The 21,097-nt window shown below is 58.2% G+C and carries 21 protein-coding genes; 8 read left to right on the plus strand and 13 right to left on the minus strand.

Going from position 1 to position 21,097, the window contains the following annotated elements; all coding sequences use genetic code 11:
* Nucleotides 1-117: 117 nt before the first annotated feature.
* Nucleotides 118-1,977 carry a DEAD/DEAH box helicase gene (locus CFBP5473_RS17920; RefSeq protein ID WP_027674107.1) on the plus strand — a complete coding sequence of 620 codons (1,860 nt, stop codon included), beginning with the start codon at nucleotides 118-120 and terminating at the stop codon, nucleotides 1,975-1,977.
* 50 nt (nucleotides 1,978-2,027) lie between these two features.
* Here CFBP5473_RS17920 and CFBP5473_RS17925 read toward each other — a convergent pair whose 3' ends face one another.
* Entirely contained in the window at nucleotides 2,028-2,822 is a 795-nt protein-coding gene (locus CFBP5473_RS17925; RefSeq protein WP_027674106.1) for an SH3 domain-containing protein, read from the minus strand.
* 217 nt (nucleotides 2,823-3,039) lie between these two features.
* On the opposite strand from CFBP5473_RS17925, the gene ubiG reads away from it, so the two are divergent.
* Complete coding sequence (gene ubiG / locus CFBP5473_RS17930; protein WP_027674105.1) at nucleotides 3,040-3,786, plus strand: bifunctional 2-polyprenyl-6-hydroxyphenol methylase/3-demethylubiquinol 3-O-methyltransferase UbiG; 747 nt, start codon at nucleotides 3,040-3,042, stop codon at nucleotides 3,784-3,786.
* A 15-nt stretch (nucleotides 3,787-3,801) separates the two neighbouring features.
* Here the strand turns inward: ubiG and CFBP5473_RS17935 are convergent, their stop codons facing one another.
* From CFBP5473_RS17935 to CFBP5473_RS17950, 4 genes are read right to left on the minus strand one after another with little or no spacing between them, the layout of a single operon-like run.
* Nucleotides 3,802-4,230 carry a DUF1178 family protein gene (locus tag CFBP5473_RS17935; protein ID WP_027674104.1) on the minus strand — a complete coding sequence of 143 codons (429 nt, stop codon included), beginning with the start codon at nucleotides 4,228-4,230 and terminating at the stop codon, nucleotides 3,802-3,804.
* A complete protein-coding gene (locus tag CFBP5473_RS17940; protein ID WP_027674103.1) occupies nucleotides 4,227-5,087 on the minus strand; it encodes a carbon-nitrogen hydrolase family protein in 861 nt (286 codons plus the stop codon). The genes CFBP5473_RS17935 and CFBP5473_RS17940 overlap by 4 nt, the downstream gene beginning before the upstream one ends.
* Nucleotides 5,088-5,123: 36 nt before the next feature.
* Nucleotides 5,124-5,378, minus strand: a complete 255-nt coding sequence (gene grxC / locus CFBP5473_RS17945) for a glutaredoxin 3 (protein WP_027674102.1) — start codon at nucleotides 5,376-5,378, stop codon at nucleotides 5,124-5,126.
* Between the two features lie 42 nt (nucleotides 5,379-5,420).
* Entirely contained in the window at nucleotides 5,421-6,182 is a 762-nt protein-coding gene (locus CFBP5473_RS17950; protein WP_084631468.1) for a ComF family protein, read from the minus strand.
* 242 nt (nucleotides 6,183-6,424) lie between these two features.
* Between CFBP5473_RS17950 and CFBP5473_RS17955 the strand changes: the two genes are divergently transcribed.
* The gene (locus tag CFBP5473_RS17955) at nucleotides 6,425-7,294 is read left to right on the plus strand and encodes a methyltransferase domain-containing protein (RefSeq protein WP_027674100.1); all 870 of its coding nucleotides are present in this window, start codon (nucleotides 6,425-6,427) and stop codon (nucleotides 7,292-7,294) included.
* 9 nt (nucleotides 7,295-7,303) lie between these two features.
* Here CFBP5473_RS17955 and CFBP5473_RS17960 read toward each other — a convergent pair whose 3' ends face one another.
* The 6 genes from CFBP5473_RS17960 to CFBP5473_RS17985 form a co-directional block, all read right to left on the minus strand.
* Nucleotides 7,304-7,501: a Flp family type IVb pilin gene (locus tag CFBP5473_RS17960; protein WP_037170720.1), complete on the minus strand. Its 198-nt coding sequence runs from the start codon at nucleotides 7,499-7,501 to the stop codon at nucleotides 7,304-7,306.
* 121 nt (nucleotides 7,502-7,622) lie between these two features.
* On the minus strand, nucleotides 7,623-7,943 hold the full coding sequence (locus CFBP5473_RS17965) for a hypothetical protein (RefSeq protein WP_027674099.1): 321 nt from the start codon (nucleotides 7,941-7,943) through the stop codon (nucleotides 7,623-7,625).
* Nucleotides 7,944-8,086: 143 nt separating this feature from the next.
* Nucleotides 8,087-8,500 (minus strand): 8-oxo-dGTP diphosphatase MutT, encoded by a 414-nt coding sequence (gene mutT / locus CFBP5473_RS17970; protein WP_027674098.1) that lies wholly within the window; start codon nucleotides 8,498-8,500, stop codon nucleotides 8,087-8,089.
* Nucleotides 8,500-9,267 carry a GNAT family N-acetyltransferase gene (locus CFBP5473_RS17975; RefSeq protein ID WP_037170736.1) on the minus strand — a complete coding sequence of 256 codons (768 nt, stop codon included), beginning with the start codon at nucleotides 9,265-9,267 and terminating at the stop codon, nucleotides 8,500-8,502. Before CFBP5473_RS17975 ends, mutT begins: the two co-directional genes overlap by 1 nt.
* An 18-nt stretch (nucleotides 9,268-9,285) precedes the next feature.
* A complete protein-coding gene (gene argJ, locus CFBP5473_RS17980; RefSeq protein ID WP_027674096.1) occupies nucleotides 9,286-10,527 on the minus strand; it encodes a bifunctional glutamate N-acetyltransferase/amino-acid acetyltransferase ArgJ in 1,242 nt (413 codons plus the stop codon).
* Nucleotides 10,528-10,606: 79 nt separating this feature from the next.
* A complete protein-coding gene (locus CFBP5473_RS17985) occupies nucleotides 10,607-11,476 on the minus strand; it encodes a peptidylprolyl isomerase (protein WP_027674095.1) in 870 nt (289 codons plus the stop codon).
* Between the two features lie 241 nt (nucleotides 11,477-11,717).
* On the opposite strand from CFBP5473_RS17985, the gene secA reads away from it, so the two are divergent.
* From secA to CFBP5473_RS18010, 5 genes are all read left to right on the plus strand, one after another.
* On the plus strand, nucleotides 11,718-14,432 hold the full coding sequence (secA, locus tag CFBP5473_RS17990) for a preprotein translocase subunit SecA (protein ID WP_027674094.1): 2,715 nt from the start codon (nucleotides 11,718-11,720) through the stop codon (nucleotides 14,430-14,432).
* Nucleotides 14,433-14,638: 206 nt separating this feature from the next.
* Nucleotides 14,639-15,943, plus strand: coding sequence for a sn-glycerol-3-phosphate ABC transporter substrate-binding protein UgpB (ugpB, locus tag CFBP5473_RS17995; protein ID WP_037170718.1), 1,305 nt, complete (start codon nucleotides 14,639-14,641; stop codon nucleotides 15,941-15,943).
* A 66-nt stretch (nucleotides 15,944-16,009) separates the two neighbouring features.
* On the plus strand, nucleotides 16,010-16,891 hold the full coding sequence (ugpA, locus tag CFBP5473_RS18000) for a sn-glycerol-3-phosphate ABC transporter permease UgpA (protein WP_027674092.1): 882 nt from the start codon (nucleotides 16,010-16,012) through the stop codon (nucleotides 16,889-16,891).
* Between the two features lie 10 nt (nucleotides 16,892-16,901).
* Nucleotides 16,902-17,750 carry a sn-glycerol-3-phosphate ABC transporter permease UgpE gene (gene ugpE / locus CFBP5473_RS18005; RefSeq protein WP_027674091.1) on the plus strand — a complete coding sequence of 283 codons (849 nt, stop codon included), beginning with the start codon at nucleotides 16,902-16,904 and terminating at the stop codon, nucleotides 17,748-17,750.
* Entirely contained in the window at nucleotides 17,750-18,787 is a 1,038-nt protein-coding gene (locus CFBP5473_RS18010) for a sn-glycerol-3-phosphate import ATP-binding protein UgpC (RefSeq protein WP_027674090.1), read from the plus strand. Before ugpE ends, CFBP5473_RS18010 begins: the two co-directional genes overlap by 1 nt.
* Nucleotides 18,788-18,796: 9 nt before the next feature.
* Here CFBP5473_RS18010 and mmsB read toward each other — a convergent pair whose 3' ends face one another.
* A complete protein-coding gene (gene mmsB / locus CFBP5473_RS18015) occupies nucleotides 18,797-19,678 on the minus strand; it encodes a 3-hydroxyisobutyrate dehydrogenase (RefSeq protein ID WP_027674089.1) in 882 nt (293 codons plus the stop codon).
* A gap of 22 nt (nucleotides 19,679-19,700) precedes the next feature.
* Nucleotides 19,701-21,092, minus strand: coding sequence for a dihydrolipoyl dehydrogenase (lpdA, locus tag CFBP5473_RS18020; protein WP_027674088.1), 1,392 nt, complete (start codon nucleotides 21,090-21,092; stop codon nucleotides 19,701-19,703).
* Nucleotides 21,093-21,097: the final 5 nt, after the last annotated feature.

Below are 21,097 nucleotides of genomic sequence, written 5' to 3' on the forward strand. Positions count from 1 at the left end.
GAGCGCGGCAATTCAACCGGCCAGATGGCCGAAAAGGCCGGTATCGGCTGCTCTATGACCTCGGGTTTTATTGGGTTTTGGGCGGATGCAGGCAGCCCCATATCCGAAAGACGGTAGATGACAGACACCCAGGGTATCGCCCCGGCGATTGCACAGGCGTTGGAAAAACGCGGCTATAAAGATTTGACTCCGGTTCAGAAGGCCATGCTTGCGCCCGAACTGGAAGGGAAGGACGCACTCGTGTCCGCCCAGACCGGCTCCGGCAAGACGGTTGCCTTCGGCATTGCCATTGCGCCAACGGTTCTGCCGGAAAGCGGCCGTTTCGGCTCCGCCGGTGCCCCACTCGGCATCGCAATCGCCCCCACCCGTGAACTTGCCATGCAGGTGAAGCGCGAGCTGGAGTGGCTTTACGAATTCACTGGCGTTTCCATCGCATCCTGCGTGGGTGGCATGGATATCCGCACCGAGCGCCGTGCGCTGGAACGCGGCGCGCACATCATCGTCGGCACGCCCGGACGTCTTTGCGACCACATCAAGCGCGGTGCGCTGGACCTCTCCGCCATCCGTGCCGTGGTGCTGGATGAAGCCGACGAGATGCTCGATCTCGGCTTCCGCGAAGACCTCGAATTCATTCTCGAAGAATCGCCGGAAGATCGCCGCACGCTGATGTTCTCGGCCACCGTGTCGCGCAGCATTGCCAAACTTGCCGAAAGCTACCAGAAGGATGCTGTGCGCATTGCCACCGCATCCGAGCAGAAGCAGCATGTCGATATCGAATATCGTGCGCTGCTGGTTGCACCGTCCGACCGCGAAAATGCGATCATCAACGCGCTGCGCTTCTATGAAGCCCGCAACACCATCGTTTTCTGCTCCACCCGCGCGGCGGTGAACCACCTGACGGCCCGCCTGAACAATCGCGGCTTCTCTGTCGTGGCGCTTTCGGGTGAGCTTAGCCAGAACGAACGCACCCACGCGCTTCAGGCGATGCGCGACGGTCGCGCCCGTGTTTGCGTTGCGACCGACGTCGCTGCACGCGGTATCGATCTGCCAGGTCTCGAACTCGTCATCCACGCCGATCTTCCGACCAATTCCGAAACGCTTCTGCACCGCTCTGGCCGTACCGGTCGCGCAGGCCAGAAGGGCGTCAGCGCGATTGTCGTACCGGTCAGCCAGCGCCGCAAGGCGGAACGCCTTCTGGACGGCGCAAAAGTCAGCCCGGCCTGGGTTCGCCCGCCATCCGCAGATGAAATCATCGAGCGCGACGGCGCACGTCTTCTGGCCGATCCTTCGCTGAACGAAGCGGTTACGGATGACGAACGCGATTTCGTGACGAAGCTCCTGGAGCAGCACGGCGCGGAAAAGGTCGCTGCCGCATTCGTTCGAATGTATCATGCCGGGCGTTCCGCACCGGAAGACATTGCCGAAGTCTCTCTCGATGGCCGCAAGCCGCGCCGCGACAGCTTCGAACATGTTGAAAACAACGCCCCACGCCGCGACCGCTCCGATTTTGCCGACAGCGCATGGTTCACGCTTTCCGTTGGCCGTAAGCAGAATGCAGAGCCGCGCTGGCTGATCCCGATGCTGTGCCGTTTCGGCAAGCTGACCCGTCAGGACATCGGCGCGATCCGCATGCAGCAGACCGAAACCTATGTCGAATTGGCGGCTGATGCGGTAGATCGCTTTGAATCGGCGCTTGGCAAGGACATGGCGCTGGAGAAGGGAATTCGCGTCAAGGCCATGGAAGGCAAGCCCGACATGACCGGCAAGCCACGCGAAGACACCCGCCCGCCAAAAGCCCAGAAGAAATTCGGCGCCAAGGCAGATTTCGGCGGCGAGCGCCGTAGCGATGAAAAGCCCTGGAAGAAAAAGTCAAAGCCGGGCAACGACGCCCCGCGCGGCGACCGGCCTGCAAAATTCGAAGGCAAGAAAGACAAGCCTTTTGAAAAGCGCGCGCCGAAGAAAAAAGATAGAGTCTAATAAAAAGCCCGGCATCGCTGCCGGGCTTTTTTCTTTTATTGTTGTCATCGTTACGGATTAGGGCACCCCGGCGAACCGACAACGCAGCCGAACGAGCGGCCATCCGTTGGCGGCGGTGGAGGACGTCGTCCGTCATTGTCTCTACGGTTCTGGCCTTCCCACTGACGGCGGTCCTGATCTCGGTCGCGGCGTTCTTCCTGACGCTGACGGTCGCGGTTTCTTTCGTTGTCGTTGTTGCGGTCGCGGTCGCGTTCCCAGCGCGGGCGGTCTCCGTCGCGGCGGTCACGGTCATTGTCGTTCTGGTTCCAGTTGCCGTGACGCTCTTCCCAGCGACCGTCATTCGGGCCGCGTCCGCGTGGGTCGCGCCATTCATCGCGCGGAGGGCGTGGGCGGTCGCGGTCTGCCCATGGTGGAGGGGCGTTCCAGTAGCCGCCGGAGGGCGGTGGGCGGCGCCAGCGGTCGCGCTCGCGGTAGAAGTCGCGGTCGCGGTAGTTCTGATCCCAGTAACGGCCCACCTCGAAGCTGATGATCGGCACGCCGAGATCACGATAGTAGCGAGGCTCGACATAGACTCGGTTCTGGCGATAGAGCGCCTGAATGTAACGGCCTGCGACCCAGCCGCGACCATAGCTGAACGAGACGTCGCACCACGGCGTGTCGTTCAGGCATCCATGAATGGTCAACGGTGCGCCATTGGGAATGACCACGACCGCCGGATAAGCGGTGCTTGGACCGGAGCGCAAGTTGACATTGGCTGTGGCAAAACCCCTTGTCGCGGCTTCGGCCAAGGCCGGTGCGGCGACAAGCGCGAGCAGCGCAATTGCACCAAACAGTTTCTTCTTCATTTTTTTCTCCTCAAGCGAAGGCTTGGCCACCGATATTCGGTAATCAGCTGGGAAAAACTACGCTCTTCTTGCTGAACGCAGCATGAAACGAAAAGCAGCGTGAAACAGTTCCTTGCGGCAAAGGGGCGCGCTATTTTCGCAGCCGATCTGTTGCCTGACCCTTGACTTCACCCCCCAATCATCCGACTTCAGGCATGAAGCGAGCAAGGAGCAAACCATGACCGAGACGGCAAAAACGACAATCGACCAGAGCGAAGTGGATCGTTTTTCGGCCATGGCCGCGGAGTGGTGGAGCCCGACCGGCAAGTTCCGCCCCCTGCACAAGTTCAACCCCGTCAGGCTCGAATACATCCGCAATCGCGTTGCCGAAAACTTCGGTCGCGACCCGAAGGCGCATCGTCCGCTGGAAGGCTTGCGCGTTCTCGATATCGGTTGCGGCGGCGGTCTGTTGTCGGAGCCCGTTGCTCGCATGGGAGCCGAGGTTGTCGGTGCCGATCCATCCGAGAAGAATATCGGCATAGCCTCCACGCATGCCCGCGAAAGTGGCGTGAACGTCGATTACCGCGCCGTGACCGCCGAGCAGCTCGAGGCGGCGGGGGAAACCTTCGACGTTATCCTCAACATGGAAGTGGTCGAGCATGTTGCCGACGTCGATTATTTCGTGACGACCTGCGCCAAAATGGTTCGTCCGGGCGGACTGATGTTTGCAGCCACTATCAACCGCACGCTGAAGGCGCGCGCGCTGGCAATCTTCGCTGCGGAGAACGTGTTGAAATGGCTGCCGCGCGGCACGCATCAATATGAAAAGCTGGTGCGCCCGGAAGAACTGGAGAAGCCGATAACATCAAGCGGCATGGAAATCATCCACCGCACGGGCGTCTTCTACAACGTGCTTCAGGACCGGTGGAATCTGTCGCCCGACATGGATGTAAACTATATGATGCTGGCCAAGCGTCCGAGCTAAGGAGCCGCTCACTCGTCAGTTTACGTCGTCTGGCAAAACGGGAAGAGCAGCAACTTCGATGCCCTCTTCCAGCAGGGCCTTGGCCTCCTGAAGAGAGGCCTGGCCGATGATTCCGCGCTCTTTCGCTTCACCGTAATGGATCTTTCGGGCCTCTTCAGGAAATTTGTCGCCAACATCTTCGGCGTTGGCGCGGATGTTGGCCAGAGTTTCCTTGATCTTGGTGAAGGCTTCTTTCTGCGCCGTGTCCATCGCCAGCGTGCGGATCGCGTCCTTCTTGCGCGCTGTGGAAACGGAAGGTGCCATCAGCATTTTCGAGACAGACTGTGAATTGCAAACCGGGCAGCTGATCAGACCGCGTGACAGCTGATTTTCAAAATCCGCACTGCCGGAAAACCAGCCTTCGAACTCATGTGCCTGCTCGCAGGATAGCGAATAGCGTATCACGCCAGAGCACTCCCGGCATTCACGCTGAGCGCCACCGTATCCAGTCGGAAATCGCGTGCATTCTTCAGATTGGGAATTTTGCCGCGAACGGCAGCGACCTGCGCCGGATCGATATCGGCCAGAATGACCTGCTCGCCAGCGCCACCGGCTGCGGCCAGTATCTTGCCCCATGGGTCGATGATCATCGAATGGCCGAAGGTTTCGCGTCCATCTTCATGCGTGCCGCCCTGTGCGGCGGCGATGAGGAAAGCGCCGTTTTCAATGGCGCGTGCGCGCAGGAGAATTTCCCAATGTGCTTCGCCAGTCTGCTTGGTGAAGGCGGCGGGCACCGTCAAAACCTGCGCCCCTGCAACAGCTTCCGTTCGAAACAGTGAGGGGAAACGGACATCGTAACAAATGGCGAAACCGAAAGTCGCCAGCGGCAATTGCGCGATCCGCGCTTCGTTGCCGGGCTCGTAAGCGGCACTTTCGCGCCAGCTCTCACCATTATCGAGATCGACGTCGAACATATGGATCTTGTCGTAGGTGCATATCCGCGCGCCATCCGGTGCGAAGAGAAAACCACGATTGGCGATCTTGCCGTCAGGGCGGGCAATGGCTGTGGAGCCGACATGGACGTAGATGCCGAGTTCACGAGCGAGCCGCGCGGCGGTGGCGACGATGATATCACCGTTCTCGTCCTTCAGAACCGCCTTGAGCGCTGCGCGATCCCGTTGCAGAGCACCCGTCATCTCAGGCGTCTGCACATAGACCGCGCCCTGGCTGACAGCCTCGCGCACCAGACGCTCCATATCCTGAGCGTTCTTCTTCGGGTCCACCCCGGAGCACATCTGAATGGCGGCGGCCTTGAAGCTCATGTCCCTATTTTCCATGTCCATGTCACTAACCGTGCATTATGCAGCGAGAAGCTGATCCAGCTTTCCATCGCGATCCAGCGCGTGCAGATCGTCGCAGCCACCGACATGTTGTTCGCCGATGAAGATCTGTGGAAACGTGTTGCGTCCGGATTTGTCCATCATTTCCTGACGGTAGTCTGGATTTTCCGTGGCGTTGTATTCGGTGAAATTCACGCTCTTGCTTTCAAGCAACGCCTTGGCGCGGGCGCAGTAGCCGCAGAAGTCACGCGTGTAGATGGTTACGGATGCCATGTGTCTAAACCTCGCAAGTGCTTGGAACGTCAGCTTTGACAGTCATATAGGACCGGAGATGGCCATTGCAAAGGTCAAAACGGTGACATCTGCGGCACCTGATTTTTTAAGCCTTCGGGCTGCAGCCGAGACTGTGGCACCTGTCGTGTAGACATCATCCACCAGCACGATGCGTTTGCCCAGAACATCCGCCTCCCGGCCCGGCATGAGCTTGAAGGCACCCCTGACATTTTCTTTTCTCGCGCGTGCAGAAAGCCCGACTTGCCGGCTCGTGGGCTTCACCCTGATCAGCGTCGAAGGCAGGAAAAGCTTGTTCGAAAGAACGGCCAGATGGCGGGCAAGCTCCGCCGACTGATTGAAGCGCCGCATCAGAAAACGCCGCCGGTGAAGAGGCACCGCGATGATGCAATCACACTCGACAAGCGCATTTCCGCCCGCCCGCGACATCCATGACGCCATCAGCCGTGCCAGATCGGTACGATCCTGATATTTGAGCTGATGGACGAGTTTGCGCGCGGCACCTTCATGAATAGCCGCAGACCGAAGCCGGTCGAAGCTCGGCGGATTGGCGATTGCCTCGGCGCTCACGACTCCCTCGCCGTGATCGTAAGCAAAGGGAATGCCGAGCACCTCGCAATAGGGACGCTCGATAAATTTTATTCCAGACCAGCATTGAATGCAAAAGGCACCGGCGCCACCTGTAGCGCGACCGCATCCGGCACAGGATGGCGGATAGATGAAGTTACCGACATGGCGGAGTAGCCAACGCAGAGGCCGCGCGCCGCCCTGCTTTGAAAACATCATTTTCTCCCTTTGCCCCGCGCTTGACAATAAAGGCAAAGAGGTGCCTTTGCGACAGCAAAGTTTTAGAGTCTGTTTGGAAACTCGGCGGCGGAGAGCTGGCGAGGGATTTTTGAGCCTGACAAGGACAAGATCGTAGATGATATCTTTTGATATCGGCAAGATTTTCGACGCTGTCAGGTGCAAAAAGCACCGCCAGATCGACCCGTCCGACGTTTTCAAATAGACTCTCGATAGGTCATGGCATGGACATTCTTTTCGACCGGGCGCTCATTGAGAGAAATCGCAAGCGCGCATGGCGGCTTGGCGATCATAAAGCTCAATTCCTTCTGGACATAGCGGCAGACGAAATCGCCGACCGCATCGCCATCGTCGAGCGCCAGTTCGATACGGCTGTCGAGTTGCATGGCGGGACCGGCATTACAGCAAAGCGCGTCATGGAAACAGGCAAAATCGGTGCGATGACCCGTATCGAAACTGATGCCGATTTTCTTGGCGGTGAAGTCGGCGCGAAAGTGGCACCAATCGAAGAGCTTCCGCTGGAAGCTGGCTCCGCGAGCCTCATCGTCTCTCCGCTCTCACTTCACTTGACCAATGATACGCCGGGAACGCTGATACAGATTCGCAAGGGCCTGAAGCCGGATGGATTGTTTCTGGCGGCGATACCCGGAAGCGGCACGTTGCAGGAACTGCGCGACGTTCTACTGGAAACGGAAGCAGAGTTTTCAGGCGGTGCAAGCCCGCGCGTCATTCCCTTTGCGGATGTCAGAGATGTTGGCGCATTGCTGCAACGGGCAGGGTTTGCGCTGCCGGTGACCGACACCGAAACCTACACCGTGCGTTACGATTCTATCTTCCCGTTGATGCGTGATCTGCGGGCAATGGGAATGACGAACCCGCTGCTTGGGCGCAGCCGAACGCCGCTGAACCGCCGCTTCTTCATGCGCGCAGCCGAGCTTTATGCCGAACGCTTCAGCGACCCGGACGGACGTATTCGCGCAACATTTTCCATTATCTACGTGTCGGGTTGGGCACCGCATGAAAGCCAGCAAAAGCCGCTGAAACCGGGCTCCGCCAATGTGCGGCTGGCGGATGCTTTGGAGGGCAAGGCTTAACCCTTCACCTCAAGGCATGGCGTTGGTCAGCGTAGTTATGATCAACTGGAAAACGGCTTGTAAATTGTCCCGGACGCTCTCCAATCCAAGGATCAGAGCGCCTGAGATGATGCCGATGATCAGCCCATACTCGATGGCGGTCGCGCCGCTTCTGTCAGCGAGACATGCGAGCAGCCGATGCTGAATGCTGTTTTTCTTGCGCAACACCGGAAAGCCCCCTGCCCGGATCGGCGCGCCCGAGCACGCCACGAGGAAACACGTCCGCAGATTGTACGACGATAAAATGTTTAATTCGTTACGGCGCGACCGTGACTTTTATCAACAGCCGTCAGCAATCGCGTCCGTTGGAGTAACCATCCACGATGCAGACTGAACCCGGCATCGGCTGGGTGATGCTGCGACGGATGCTGTAGGTTTTCGACTGGTCGCCCCGCTTGATCGAGCCCGTGCTGATCATGTCGAAATTATCCGACCCCTGCTGCGCAAACCGGGCTGGCGCCGTCTTTCCTGCCAGCATGGGCGTGACAATCAGGGAAAGTGCGATTGCCACCATGCCGAAAAGCAGAGCGACATTCAGGACACCGATCCGGCGTGACTTTGCGGAGTAAGACTGGCGATCTTCAACGGTTTTCCAGAAATCCTCATTCATCACTCGGCCTCGCTACGCGCCATTTACCAAATCTTCAGCCCTAGAATTTGCCAGAGCTTACTAAACGATCAGTTAATGACGCCCCGTTTTGGGACGCGTGAACTTGTGGAAAACCTTGTTTTGCAGGCTATCTCACAAAATCTTTATAATAGATCCTGGAGATATGGGATCAGCGGTTCGTCCGCTGGCGGCATGGGGTAATCGCGCAGCGCCTGCGGCTTCACCCATTTGATGGCCTGACCTTCCATACCGCGTGGAATGCCCTCATACCGACGGCAGACGTAAAGCGGCATCAACAGGTGGAAGGTTTCATAAGTGTGGCTGGCGAAGGTCAGCGGCGCGAGGCAAGGGACTTTGGTCTTTATGCCAAGCTCTTCCTCAAGTTCACGCACCAGAGTTTCCTCCGGCGTTTCACCCTGCTCGACTTTACCGCCGGGAAACTCCCACAAACCGGCAAGCGATTTGCCCTCGGGCCGTTGCGCGAGAAGAATGCGCCCGTCCTGATCCACCAGCGCGCAGGCAGCAACGAGCAGAATTTTGCGCCCCGCCTGATCCATCACAGATCCTTGCCCCAGTAACGATAGGTATAGGCTTCTTCGAAGCCGAACTTTTCATAGAGCGAAAGCGCTGGCGCATTTGTCGAGACGACCTGCAACCAAGCCGTTTTCGCGCCGCTGATGCGGGCCCAGCGTAGAGCCGATGTCAGGATTTCGCTGCCGATGCCGCGCTTTCGTGCTGCCTGCGCAACCTCCAGCGAGAGGATGCCTGCAAGATCGTTATCCTGCACGCAGATTGCCGTCGCCTGCGGCTCGCCTTCGATCTCTTCCTTGATGAAAAGCCCCAGTGTCGGCTTGATGGAGCTGACGATTTCCGCGATTGCCGAGCGAAGCGCCGGGTCGTCGCCGCTGACCTTGAGGCTCGCCTCAACGAAGCGGCCGATATCGTGGCTCGGCAAATGTGCCATCGTCTCAGGCAATTCCGCATGTGCCAGATCGGCTGTCATGACCTTCACCTCTTCGAAAACGGTCCAGCCATTATCATAGAGATGTGCCCGCAGCTCGGCAGGCATCAGCGTCGTTTCGCGAACAATCAGTGGCCTGCCGAAATCCTCGAAGCGCTTGCGCGCCTTTTCAAGACGCAGGTCGCAATTGCCGTAGTCGGACGGATCCAGAGGCACGACGCAGTTGATGCGCTTGGACGGATGCGAACCCGTCAGGCGGATTTGCCAGCTGCCGTCATAGATGACCGACGAGGCTGGCCAGGCGCGAAAGCTCACGGCCTCCAGACGGCGGACGAGCGGCAGGTTGACGGCGCTGTTATGCATGGTCTTGGCCTCCACCGATTAGCTCCGGTAGTCGCCATTGATTTCGACATATTCCTTGGTCAGGTCGCATGTCCACACGGTTGCGGTGCCGTTGCCAAGGCCGATATCCACCTTCACGGGGATATCCTGCTCCTTCATCACAGCGGTTGTCTCGGCTTCGGAATAGGCCGGATCACGCTCACCATTGACGGCGACGCGGACATTGCCGAACCAGATTGCCAAACGGTCACGATCTGCAAGCTCGCCGGACTTGCCGACAGCCATGACGATGCGGCCCCAGTTCGCATCTTCACCGGCAACCGCCGTCTTCACCAGAGGGGAATTGGCAATCGAAAGCGCAATCTTCTTGGCGGCAGCGTCGCTCTCGGCACCGGTCACGGTCACTTCAACCATCTTGCGTGCGCCTTCACCATCGCGCACGACCTGAAGGGCAAGATCCTTGAGAAGATCGTTGAGCGCGGCGCGGAAGCCTTCAAGCTTCTGATCGTCCGCAGATTCGATACGCGCCTGGCCGTCAGCAGCGGCAGCGCCGGTGGCGAACAGCATCAGCGTGTCGGAAGTAGACGTATCGCTGTCCACCGTCACGGAATTGAACGTTGGACCGACGCCAGCGGAAAGAAGCGCCTGCAATGCGGGCGAGGAAATATCGGCATCCGTCACGACGTAGGACAGCATCGTCGCCATATCGGGCGCAATCATGCCAGCGCCCTTGGCGATACCGTTGATCGTAACCTTGACGCCGCCGATGTCTGCGGTGCGTGTTGCGACCTTGGGATAGGTGTCCGTGGTCATGATGGCCTTGGCAGCTTCCTGCCAGAAATCACCCGTCGCATCCGTGTTCATCTGGCCAAGAACGCCAGCAAATTTCGTCGCATCCAGCGGCTCGCCGATAACGCCCGTGGAAGCAAGAAACACTTCACTTGTCTCACAACCGACTGCGGCGGCTGCTGATTTGCCGGTAAGCTCGGTCGCTGCCTTGCCCTTCTGGCCGGTGAATGCATTGGCATTGCCGGAGTTGACGACGACTGCGCGTGCGACGCCGCCGCCCAGATTGGCACGGCAGTAATCCACAGGTGCTGAAGGGCAACGGGATTTCGTAAAGACGCCTGCGACGGCGGCGGGCGCATCGAATACCATCAGGAGGACGTCGGTGCGGTTCTTATACTTGATGCCTGCGGCAGCCGTTGCCATGCGCACGCCGCGGATCGTCGGCATTTCTGGATAGGATTTCGGGGCGAGTGGAGAAACGGCAGCGGACATGAGGCAGACCTGCATTCGAAAAAAACGGACTTGGAAATGAAAACAGGGCGGCCTGACGCCGCCCTGAGCAATGCAATTCTTACTGCTGCGGCTGAGGATCAGCGGCCTGCTGCTTGCTGGCCTCGTCGTAGCCCTTGCGAAGTGCTTCGTCGGTGATCTCGATCTTCTGCTCGGACTTTGCCTTCTCGATGAGAGCGACGTACTTGTCGCGCATGACGAGCTGGCGAACCTGTGCCTCGACCTGATCGAAAGCCGGAGGAGGCGCGACGCGCTTGTCTTCAAGCTTGATGACGTGGAAGCCGAACTGCGACTTCACAGGCTCCTTGGTGTAGGCGCCCTTTTCTAGCTTGAAGGCAGCTTCTTCGAATTCCGGAACCATGCGGCCCTTGCCGAACCAGCCGAGATCGCCGCCGTCATCCTTGTTGGAATCGGTGGACTTTTCCTTGGCCAGCTCTGCGAAATCCTTGCCGCCATCCAGCTGCTTGATCACGTCCTTGGCTTCCTCTTCGGTCGCAACCAGAATGTGGGCAGCCTTGATTTCCTCTTCCTGAGGCAGGGCAGCGACTTCCTTGTCGTAGCGCGCCTTCACCTCTGCGTCGGTGACGGCATCGACGACATGCTTGCGGAAGTAGGCGTTGTGAAGTTCGCGATCGGAAATGAAAGCGAGACGCTTCTTGAAGTCGTCAGTCTTTTCAAGACCTTCGGCAGTGGCACCCTTTACCAGCAGCTTCACGTCGATAGCGCCGGAAAGAGCAGCAACTTTTTTCTGCTCATCTGGCAGCTGTGCCAGCTGCGGGTCCAGATTGCTCATGGCCAGATCGAGTTCGGACTGCCGAATCTCAAGATCGCCCACCTTGGCAACAACGGCGTCTTCCTGCGCGAAAGCCGGGAAGTGAAGACCAAGACCAGCCACGATCACAGCAGCGGCAATTCTATTATAGCGCAACATATTGAACCTTTCGGAGACAAAGCCGGCTCCAGACGTGGTTTTCCGGCTGAAAAAACTTCCAAACACCGGAATGTGGCCATTCTGTAACGGGCAGAACCGTTGACATCATTTGCCCCCCCTCTTATCTGTCACGCAACCTCGCGTCCAGATGCGTTTCAGGGTGTCGTTCGTCATTTGTGCGTTATTGCTTCTGCCGAACCCCACGCCCCAGCGAAACGAAATTTCAGAAAGGGCCAGTTGGATGGTCAGTCTCGGCGGAATCGCCCGCAAATTGTTTGGCTCGTCAAACGATCGCCGTGTGCGCTCCTATCGTTCCAATATCGCTGCCATCGCGGCTCTGGAAGAGCAGATGCAGTCGCTTTCGGATGAAGCCCTTGCAGCAAAGACGGTGGAATTCCGCCAGCAGCTTGCCGAGGGCAAGACGCTGGACAACATCCTCGTCCCGGCCTTTGCCGTTGCCCGTGAAGCATCGCGCCGCGTGCTTGGCATGCGCCCATTCGATGTGCAGTTGACCGGGGGTATGATTCTCCATTCCGGCGACATCGCGGAAATGAAGACAGGTGAAGGTAAGACACTGGTCGCAACCCTTGCCGTCTACCTCAATGCGCTTGAAGGCAAGGGCGTTCACGTCGTGACCGTCAACGATTACCTCGCTCAACGCGACGCAGCCACCATGGCACGCCTTTACGGCTTCCTCGGCCTGACGACGGGCGTCATCATCCATGGTCTGGACGACGATCAGCGCCGCGCGGCCTATGCCTGCGACATTACCTATGCGACCAACAACGAACTCGGCTTCGATTATCTTCGCGATAATATGAAGTACGACAAGGCGCAGATGGTTCAACGCAGCCACCACTACGCCATCGTCGACGAAGTGGACTCCATTCTGGTCGATGAAGCGCGCACGCCGCTCATTATTTCCGGCCCGCTGGATGATCGCTCCGATCTCTACAACACGATCGACGCCTTCATTCCGATGCTGACGCCGGAAGATTACGAAATCGATGAGAAGCAGCGTTCCGCCAACTTCTCCGAACAGGGCACCGAGAAGCTGGAAAACCTGCTGCGTCAGGCTGGTCTTCTCAAGGGCGAGTCGATGTATGACGTGGAAAACGTCGCTATCGTTCACCACATCAACAATGCGCTGAAGGCTCACAAGCTGTTCCAGCGCGACAAGGACTACATCGTCCGTAATGGCGAAATCGTCATCATCGATGAGTTCACCGGCCGCATGATGCCGGGCCGCCGTTATTCCGAAGGTCAGCATCAGGCTCTGGAAGCCAAGGAAAAGGTGCAGATCCAGCCGGAAAACCAGACGCTGTCTTCCGTTACTTTCCAGAACTACTTCCGCATGTACAAGAAGCTTTCCGGCATGACCGGTACGGCTGCGACCGAAGCGGAAGAATTCGGCAACATCTACGGCCTCGACGTGGTCGAAGTGCCGACCAACCTGCCGATCCAGCGTATCGATGAAGACGATGAAGTCTATCGTACCGGCGAAGAAAAGTTCAAAGCCATCATCGAGGAAATCCGCTCGGCGCATGAACGTGGTCAGCCAGTCCTCGTGGGCACGACCTCCATCGAAAAGTCCGAACTTCTGGCCACCATGCTGCGCCAGACAGGTTTCGAAAACTTCCAGGTTCTGAATGCCCGTTACCATGAGCAGGAAGCCTATATCGTTTCGCAGGCCGGTGTTCCGGGCGCGGTGACGATTGCGACCAACATGGCCGGTCGCGGTACCGACATTCAGCTCGGCGGTAACGTCGACATGCGTCTCGAGCGTGAACTCGAAGGCATCGAGTCGGAAGAAGAGCGTCGCGCCAAGGAAAGGGCCGTACGCGAAGAGATCAAGGTCCTGAAGGAAAAGGCACTTGCCGCCGGTGGCCTCTTCGTCATCGCGACCGAACGCCACGAAAGCCGCCGTATCGACAACCAGTTGCGCGGTCGTTCCGGTCGTCAGGGTGACCCGGGCCGTTCCAAGTTCTACCTGTCGCTTCAGGATGATCTGATGCGCATCTTCGGCTCGGACCGCATGGATTCGATGCTGCAGAAGCTCGGTCTGAAGGAAGGCGAAGCCATCGTCCATCCTTGGATCAACAAGGCTCTGGAGCGCGCGCAGAAGAAGGTCGAAGCCCGCAACTTCGAAACGCGTAAGAACCTTCTGAAATATGACGACGTTCTGAACGATCAGCGTAAGGTCATCTTTGAACAGCGTCTTGAGCTGATGGAAGCCGAGAATATCGGCGAAACCGCAGCCGACATGCGCAATGAAGTCATCGAAGTTCTGGTCGCCAAGCACATCCCGGAAAACGCCTATGCGGAACAATGGGATATTGCAGGCCTCAAGGCCGGTCTCGAACAGTCGCTGAACCTCGACCTGCCCGTCGATGAATGGGCAAAGGAAGAAGGCATTGCCGAGGATGATATCCTCCAGCGCGTGACCGAAGCTGCCGACAAGGTGATGGCCGACAAGGCCGAGCGCTTCGGCCCCGAGGTCATGACCTATGTCGAACGTTCCGTCATTCTTCAGACCATCGACCATCTGTGGCGCGAGCATATCGTCAACCTCGACCACCTGCGCTCCGTCGTCGGTTTCCGTGGTTATGCACAACGCGACCCGCTTCAGGAATACAAGGCCGAAGCCTTCGAACTGTTCCAGGCGCTTCTCGCAAACCTGCGCGAAGCCGTCACTGCACAGCTGATGCGTGTCGAACTGGTTCGTGAAACTGCGCAGCCTGAACTGCCGGAAATGACAGCACATCATCTTGACCCGGTGACCGGCGAAGACGATTTCTCGGAAGCTGGCAATGGTGGTGCAGACATCTATGTTCCACCGGAACAGCGCGACCCGAACGACCCGACCACCTGGGGCAAGATCGGCCGCAACGAGGCCTGCCCTTGTGGTTCCGGCAAGAAATACAAGCATTGCCACGGTGTTTTTGAACAGGCTTAAGGCCGATCTCAAACCATACGTTGACTGACACAATGAAACGCCTCCGGCTTTTGCCGGGGGCGTTTTTTGTTTCGGGCATCGAACACGCAAACGAGGGTGGACATCCTTTAGTTTTTGCTTGAAGAACGGGAGCGTTACCTAGAGGATCGCTTTCAGCCGATTCTGGGAGATCAGCGCACATAATTCATGGATAGGGAGGAAAGCCCATGAAAACCGTTCTCGCTACTGCGATAACCACGACCACTGCCATGTTCCTGGCATCCAGCGCGATGGCCGCGACGGAGATTCAGTGGTGGCATGCCATGACTGGCGCGAATAACGAAGTAGTGGAACAGCTTTCCAAGGAATTCAACGAAAGCCAGTCCAATTACAAGATCGTTCCGGTCTTCAAGGGCACTTATCCTGAAACGCTGAACGCAGGCATCGCCGCCTTCCGCGCCAAGCAGCCACCTGCGATCATTCAGGTTTTCGACGCCGGTAGTGGCGTGATGATGGGTGCTCAGGGCGCGATCGTTCCGGTTGCGGAGGTTCTGCAAAAGGGTGGCTTCACCTTCAACAAGGCTGATTATCTGCCCGGCATCGTGGCATATTATTCAAAGCCAGATGGCACCATGCTGTCCTTCCCTTACAACTCTTCTTCCCCGATCCTCTATTACAACAAGGACACGTTCCAGAAGGCGGGTCTCGACGCGGAACATCCGCCCAAGACATGGCCTGAAGTGTTCGAGGCCGCCAAGAAGATCAAGTCCAGCGGCGCTTCGCCCTGCGGATTTACGTCCACCTGGCTCACATGGATCCAGACCGAGAACTTTTCCGCCTGGAACAACCTTTCCTATGGCAGCAACGAGAATGGCCTTGCTGGAACAGACGTAAAGCTCGCCTTCAACGCCGAGCCTTTCGTCAAGCATTTCCAGACGATTGCCGATCTCGCCAAGGATGGAACTTTCCGCTATGGCGGTCGAACCTCGGAAGCAAAGCAGCTTTTCACCTCCGGCGAATGCGGAATTCTGACGGAATCCTCCGGTGGTCTGGGCGATATCATCAAGAGCGGCATGAAATACGGCATCGGCCAGTTGCCTTACTATGAAGGCGAAGGCCGTCCGCAGAACACCATTCCAGGTGGCGCCAGCCTCTGGGTCTTCGGCGGCAAGTCGGATGATGAATACAAGGGCACGGCAGAGTTTTTCCACTTCCTGTCGCAGACCAAAATTCAGGCGCGCCTGCATCAGGTGTCCGGTTACATGCCGGTTACGATGGCTGCTTATGAAGAAACCAAGAAGTCCGGCTTCTACGACAAGAACCCGGGCCGCGAGACGCCTCTCCTGCAGATGATGGGCAAGGCGCCGACCGAGAACTCGAAGGGCGTTCGTCTCGTGAACCTTCCGCAGGTTCGCGACATCATGAACGAAGAGTTCGAATCCATGCTCGCAGGCAAGCAGGATGCAAAGGCAGCACTGGACAAGGCTGTCGAGCGCGGCAATGCCGCCATTCAGCAGGCTATCGGCAAGTAACATCCTTCTTCTGCCCGCGGCTTTTCAAAAAGGCGCGGGCAGTCGCATTTGCATGAGGAGTCCGCTGTGCAAAGCGTTGTCTTTCCCAACAAAATTCTCCCCTATTTTCTGGTCGCGCCGCAGATCGTTCTGACGGTCGTGTTCTTTTTCTGGCCCGCCAGCCAGGCGCTCTACCAGTCTGCCATGCGGGAAGACCCGTTTGGCCTGCAAAGCACCTTCGTCGGCTTCGCAAACTTTTCCGCCATCCTTTCGGATGCCAACTATCTGCATTCGCTTCAGGTAACGGTGGTGTTCAGCGTGGCGACCGCGTTGCTTTCCATGGCGGTCGCGCTGCTTCTGGCAACCGCTGCCGATCTCGTGGTGCGCGGCAAGGGCTTTTACCGCACCATGATGATCATTCCTTACGCTGTCGCTCCGGCGGTTGCGGGCATGTTGTGGCTCTTCATGTTCAACCCGGCCATGGGCACATTCGCCTATATTCTGCGCCGCAACGGCATTGCCTGGGACCCGTTGCTGGATGGCAATCAGGCCATGGCGCTGGTGGTGGCCGCCGCAGCGTGGAAGCAGATCAGCTACAACTTCCTGTTCTTCGTGGCCGGACTTCAGGCCATTCCGAAGTCCCTGCTGGAAGCCGCGGCAATCGATGGCGCGCGCGGTGCACGCCGGTTCTGGACAATCGTCTTCCCGCTTTTGGCACCCACCACCTTCTTTCTGCTGGTGGTGAACACGGTTTATGCCTTCTTCGATACGTTCGGCATCATCCATTCTGTCACGGGCGGCGGACCGGCGAAGGCCACGGAAACACTGGTTTATAAGGTCTATAATGATGGATTCGTCAACCTGAACCTCGGCTCTTCAGCCGCGCAATCCGTGGTGCTGATGGTTATCGTCATTGCGCTCACGGCATTCCAGTTCCGCTTCGTCGAGCGGCGCGTTCATTACGGGTAAGGGCGAAAACATGATTCAGAACCGCCCCTTGGCAACTCTCATGGCGCATCTGATGCTCGTTATCGGCATCATCATCGTCGCCTTTCCGATCTACTACACCTTCGTCGCTTCATCGGCGACGTCCAGCGCAATCCTGCGCCCACCATTGTCGCTTCTGCCCGCCGGTCATCTGGCTGAAAATTACGGTGAGGCGATTTCCGGCGGCGTCGAGCGTGTTGTTGGCGTCAGCCTCGAACGGCTGCTGTTCAATAGTTTCGTCGTGGCGGTGGCCATTGCCCTCGGCAAGATCGTCATTTCCTTCCTGTCGGCCTTCGCAATCGTCTTCTTCCGGTTCCCGTTCCGCATGGGCTTCTTCTGGATGATTTTCGTGACGCTGATGCTGCCAGTGGAAGTGCGTATTTTGCCGACCTACAAGGTCATCGTCGATCTCGGCCTCTTGAATACCTATGCCGGTCTGACGCTTCCCTTGATGGCCTCGGCCACCGCCACCTTCCTGTTCCGTCAGTTTTTCCTGACGATACCGGGGGAGATGGTGGAGGCCGCACGTATCGATAATGCGGGGCCCTTCCGCTTCATGAAGGACATTCTGCTCCCGCTTTCGACAACGAATATCGCCGCGCTCTTCGTGATCCTCTTCATCTATGGCTGGACGCAGTATCTGTGGCCGCTGCTGGTGACGGATCGAGCAGACATGAACACAATCATTATCGGACTGCGCCGCATGGTGGATTTCACCGATGCTTCGACACCCTGGAACTACGTCATGGTCACCGCGATCCTGGCCATCATTCCACCGGTCGTCGTCGTCATCCTCATGCAGCGCTGGTTCGTCAAAGGCCTCGTGGAGACTGAAAAGTAATGGCAACAATAGAACTCAACGACGTCCGCAAGGTCTATGGCGGCAATGTCGAGGCCATCAAGGGCGTCTCGCTGGATATCAAGGACGGCGAGATGATCGTGCTCGTCGGCCCTTCCGGCTGCGGCAAGTCCACCCTGCTGCGCATGGTGGCCGGGCTGGAAGGCATCAGCGGCGGCGATATCCACATTGCCGGTAAGCGGGTCAACGATCTGGAACCTGCCGAGCGCGACATTGCGATGGTGTTCCAGAATTATGCGCTCTACCCGCATATGACGGTGCGGCAAAATCTGGCCTATGGCCTGAAAAACCGCAACACGCCGAAGGACGAGATCGACCGCCGCATCACGGAAGCGGCGCGCGCGCTGGAGATCGAGCAGTTTCTGGAGCGCAAGCCTCGCCAGCTTTCCGGCGGACAGCGCCAGCGCGTAGCCATGGGGCGTGCCATTGTGCGCAAGCCCGCCGCCTTCCTGTTCGATGAGCCGCTGTCCAATCTGGATGCCAAGCTCCGCGTTCAGATGCGCGTCGAAATCCGCCGCCTGCAACGCTCACTCGCCACCACCAGCATCTATGTGACTCACGACCAGATGGAGGCCATGACGCTTGCGGACAGGCTCGTCGTGCTCAATGCCGGGCGCATCGAGCAGGTGGGCACGCCAATCGAACTTTACGAAAAGCCCGCAACTAGTTTCGTCGCAACCTTCATAGGCTCGCCTTCTATGAACCTGTTGCCGCTTGATGGCTCCATCTGGAAGGCTCCGACGGACGGCTCCATTCCGCCACAGGCGGCGACTATCGGCATCCGCCCGGAAGATATCGTCATCGATGATGGACGCAGCAGCCCGTTCAAGCTTTCAGTGCATGTGGCGGCGGTGGAGTTGGTGGGTGCCGAGAGCTATGTTCATGGCGAAATGGCAAATGGCGAGACAATCGTCTTCCGAGTGCCCGGTCGCTCCGCCATCGAAATCACGGAAACCGTGACGATTACCGCCGATCCATCCCGCTTCCATCTTTTCGACAAGGATGGGAAGCGTATTTGACGGAAAGGTTCAGACAGGATTTCTCAGCATCTGGATGATGGCTGAGAAATCTGTGTCCCCCGCTCCGCTCTCGCTGAACCGCCGGTAAAGCTCGGCGGCTTCACGGCCAAGCGGAGTGCTTGCGCCGCTGAACTGCGCTGCCGCTTGCGACAAAATCAAATCCTTCAGCATCAGCGCGGTGGCGAAACCGGGCTGATAATCCTTGTTGGCCGGTGATGTCGGCACCGGCCCCGGCACCGGACAATAGGTCGTCAGCGACCAGCACTGGCCGGAGGAAACGGACGCAACATCGAAAAGCGATTGTTGGGACAGGCCAAGCTTTTCGCCCAATACGAAGGCTTCCGAAACCGCAATCATGGAAATGCCGAGGATCATGTTGTTGCAGATCTTCGCAGCCTGCCCCATCGACGCCTCACCGCAATGAACGATCCGCTTGCCCATGGCCTGCAATATCGGCTCCGCTGCCGAAAACGCTTCTGCGCTCCCACCCGCCATAAAGGTGAGCGTTCCAGCTTCCGCGCCCGATGTGCCGCCGGAGACCGGCGCATCCAGTGACGGGCACCCTGCCCCACGCGCCATGTCATGCGCCTTGCGCGCACTCTCGATATCGATGGTGGAGCAATCGATCAGCAATGTGCCTGCTTCCACCTGCGAGACCAGTTCCGTCCAGACGCTGATCACATGCTTGCCTGCGGGCAGCATTGTGATCACCATCTCCGCGCCATTGATCGTCTCGGCTATCGAGGCCTTGGCCGAAACGCCGGATTGAGCGGCTTTTTCCAGAAGATGAGGAACGACATCGAAACCCTGAACCGCATGGCCTGCCTTGACCAGATTTGCCGCCATGGGCGCGCCCATGTGGCCGAGACCGATAAATGCAATAGTTGTCATTCTTCCCTCCCAATCCTCATTCTTACATGTGAATGGCATGCCCCAACGCCTTGAGCGCGGCTTCCTGAAAAGCTTCGCTTCGGGTTGGATGCGCATGGATCGTGCCCGCAATGTCTTCCAGACGCGCACCCATTTCGATTGCCAGAGCAAAGCCTGCCGACAATTCGCTGACACCAGCGCCGACAGCTTGGATGCCAAGCACGAGATGATTGTCTGCCCGCGCCACCACGCGCACGAAACCGCCTTCATCCGCCATCGACATGGCGCGGCCATTGGCGCTGAAGGGGAAGTGACCGATCTTCAACTCACCCGCCTGCGCCCTCGCCTCATCTGGCGAAAGACCGACTGTGACAATCTCGGGATCGGTGAAACAGACCGCCGGAATGCAGCGCTTGTCCCAGCTGCGCTTGGCGCCGCTCACGATTTCCGCCACCATTTCGCCCTGTGCCATGGCGCGGTGGGCAAGCATGGGCTCACCGGTCACATCGCCAATCGCATAGATGCCACGCATGGAAGTGCGGCAGCGCTCATCGATGCGAATGAAATGGCCCGCCATGTCGAGATCGAGTTCGCCAAGACCGGCGCTGTCGGTATTCGGTCTGCGTCCAACGGTGACCAGAACCTTGTCTGCAGACAGCGCCTCGGCTGCACCATCCTCGGTACTCAACGTTCTGGATGACGCATCGAAGCTCTCGGCCTTCGCACCCGTCATTACCCTGATGCCCAGCTCCTGAAGGCGCTTGACGACTGGCTTCACCAGTTCCTGATCGTACAGAGGCAATATCTGGCTTGTGGCCTCTACGATCGTCACCTCGGAGCCCATTTTCGCAAAGGCTGTTCCCAGCTCAACGCCGATATAGCCACCGCCGACGATGACGAGTTTCGATGGCAGAGTGCGTAAACTCAAAAGCTGCGCGGAGGACAGAACATCGTTTCCGAAGGGAAGATTTGGCAGTTCCACGGATCGTGAACCCGTGGCGATGACGATGTTTTCCGCACGGATGATCTGCTGGCCTGTTTCGGTCTCTACTTCCACCGTCTTGCCGTCACGGAACCGCGCTTCGCCGGTGACGATCTTGACCCGCGCTTTTTGCAACAGCCCCGTTACGCCGCCATTCAGACGCGTAACGATGCCATCTTTCCATTCAATGGCGGCAGCGAGATCAAGCGAAGTCTCTGTAACCCTAATGCCGAAGGGGGAGCGCCCGGCGGTCATTTGCTTGACCCGATGGAATTCATCTGCCGCATGGATGAGCGCTTTGGAAGGAATGCAGCCGACATTGAGGCAGGTTCCGCCGGGTTTGCCCTGATCCACGATGACGGTATCCACTCCCAACTGACCGGCGCGAATGGCGCAGACATAGCCTCCCGGACCGGCACCGATGACGAGCAATTTGCAGTCTATCTCTTTCATGGCCG

Origin of the sequence: Agrobacterium larrymoorei (assembly GCF_005145045.1) — a bacterium.
Classification (GTDB): Bacteria; Pseudomonadota; Alphaproteobacteria; order Rhizobiales; family Rhizobiaceae; genus Agrobacterium; species Agrobacterium larrymoorei.

Excerpts from the sequence above, each read along its gene's own strand:
- grxC (WP_027674102.1), bottom strand. The coding sequence starts at position 5,378 with ATGGCATCCGTAACCATCTACACGCGTGACTTCTGCGGCTACTGCGCC.
- CFBP5473_RS17940 (WP_027674103.1), bottom strand. The coding sequence starts at position 5,087 with ATGAGCTTCAAGGCCGCCGCCATTCAGATGTGCTCCGGGGTGGACCCG.
- CFBP5473_RS17985 (WP_027674095.1), bottom strand. The coding sequence starts at position 11,476 with ATGTTGCGCTATAATAGAATTGCCGCTGCTGTGATCGTGGCTGGTCTT.
- mmsB (WP_027674089.1), bottom strand. The coding sequence starts at position 19,678 with ATGACAACTATTGCATTTATCGGTCTCGGCCACATGGGCGCGCCCATG.
- CFBP5473_RS17955 (WP_027674100.1), top strand. The coding sequence starts at position 6,425 with ATGGACATTCTTTTCGACCGGGCGCTCATTGAGAGAAATCGCAAGCGC.
- argJ (WP_027674096.1), bottom strand. The coding sequence starts at position 10,527 with ATGTCCGCTGCCGTTTCTCCACTCGCCCCGAAATCCTATCCAGAAATG.
- ubiG (WP_027674105.1), top strand. The coding sequence starts at position 3,040 with ATGACCGAGACGGCAAAAACGACAATCGACCAGAGCGAAGTGGATCGT.
- mutT (WP_027674098.1), bottom strand. The coding sequence starts at position 8,500 with ATGGATCAGGCGGGGCGCAAAATTCTGCTCGTTGCTGCCTGCGCGCTG.
- lpdA (WP_027674088.1), bottom strand. The coding sequence starts at position 21,092 with ATGAAAGAGATAGACTGCAAATTGCTCGTCATCGGTGCCGGTCCGGGA.
- ugpE (WP_027674091.1), top strand. The coding sequence starts at position 16,902 with ATGATTCAGAACCGCCCCTTGGCAACTCTCATGGCGCATCTGATGCTC.
- secA (WP_027674094.1), top strand. The coding sequence starts at position 11,718 with ATGGTCAGTCTCGGCGGAATCGCCCGCAAATTGTTTGGCTCGTCAAAC.
- CFBP5473_RS17920 (WP_027674107.1), top strand. The coding sequence starts at position 118 with ATGACAGACACCCAGGGTATCGCCCCGGCGATTGCACAGGCGTTGGAA.
- ugpB (WP_037170718.1), top strand. The coding sequence starts at position 14,639 with ATGAAAACCGTTCTCGCTACTGCGATAACCACGACCACTGCCATGTTC.
- CFBP5473_RS17925 (WP_027674106.1), bottom strand. The coding sequence starts at position 2,822 with ATGAAGAAGAAACTGTTTGGTGCAATTGCGCTGCTCGCGCTTGTCGCC.
- CFBP5473_RS17950 (WP_084631468.1), bottom strand. The coding sequence starts at position 6,182 with ATGATGTTTTCAAAGCAGGGCGGCGCGCGGCCTCTGCGTTGGCTACTC.
- CFBP5473_RS17965 (WP_027674099.1), bottom strand. The coding sequence starts at position 7,943 with ATGAATGAGGATTTCTGGAAAACCGTTGAAGATCGCCAGTCTTACTCC.
- CFBP5473_RS17975 (WP_037170736.1), bottom strand. The coding sequence starts at position 9,267 with ATGCATAACAGCGCCGTCAACCTGCCGCTCGTCCGCCGTCTGGAGGCC.
- CFBP5473_RS18010 (WP_027674090.1), top strand. The coding sequence starts at position 17,750 with ATGGCAACAATAGAACTCAACGACGTCCGCAAGGTCTATGGCGGCAAT.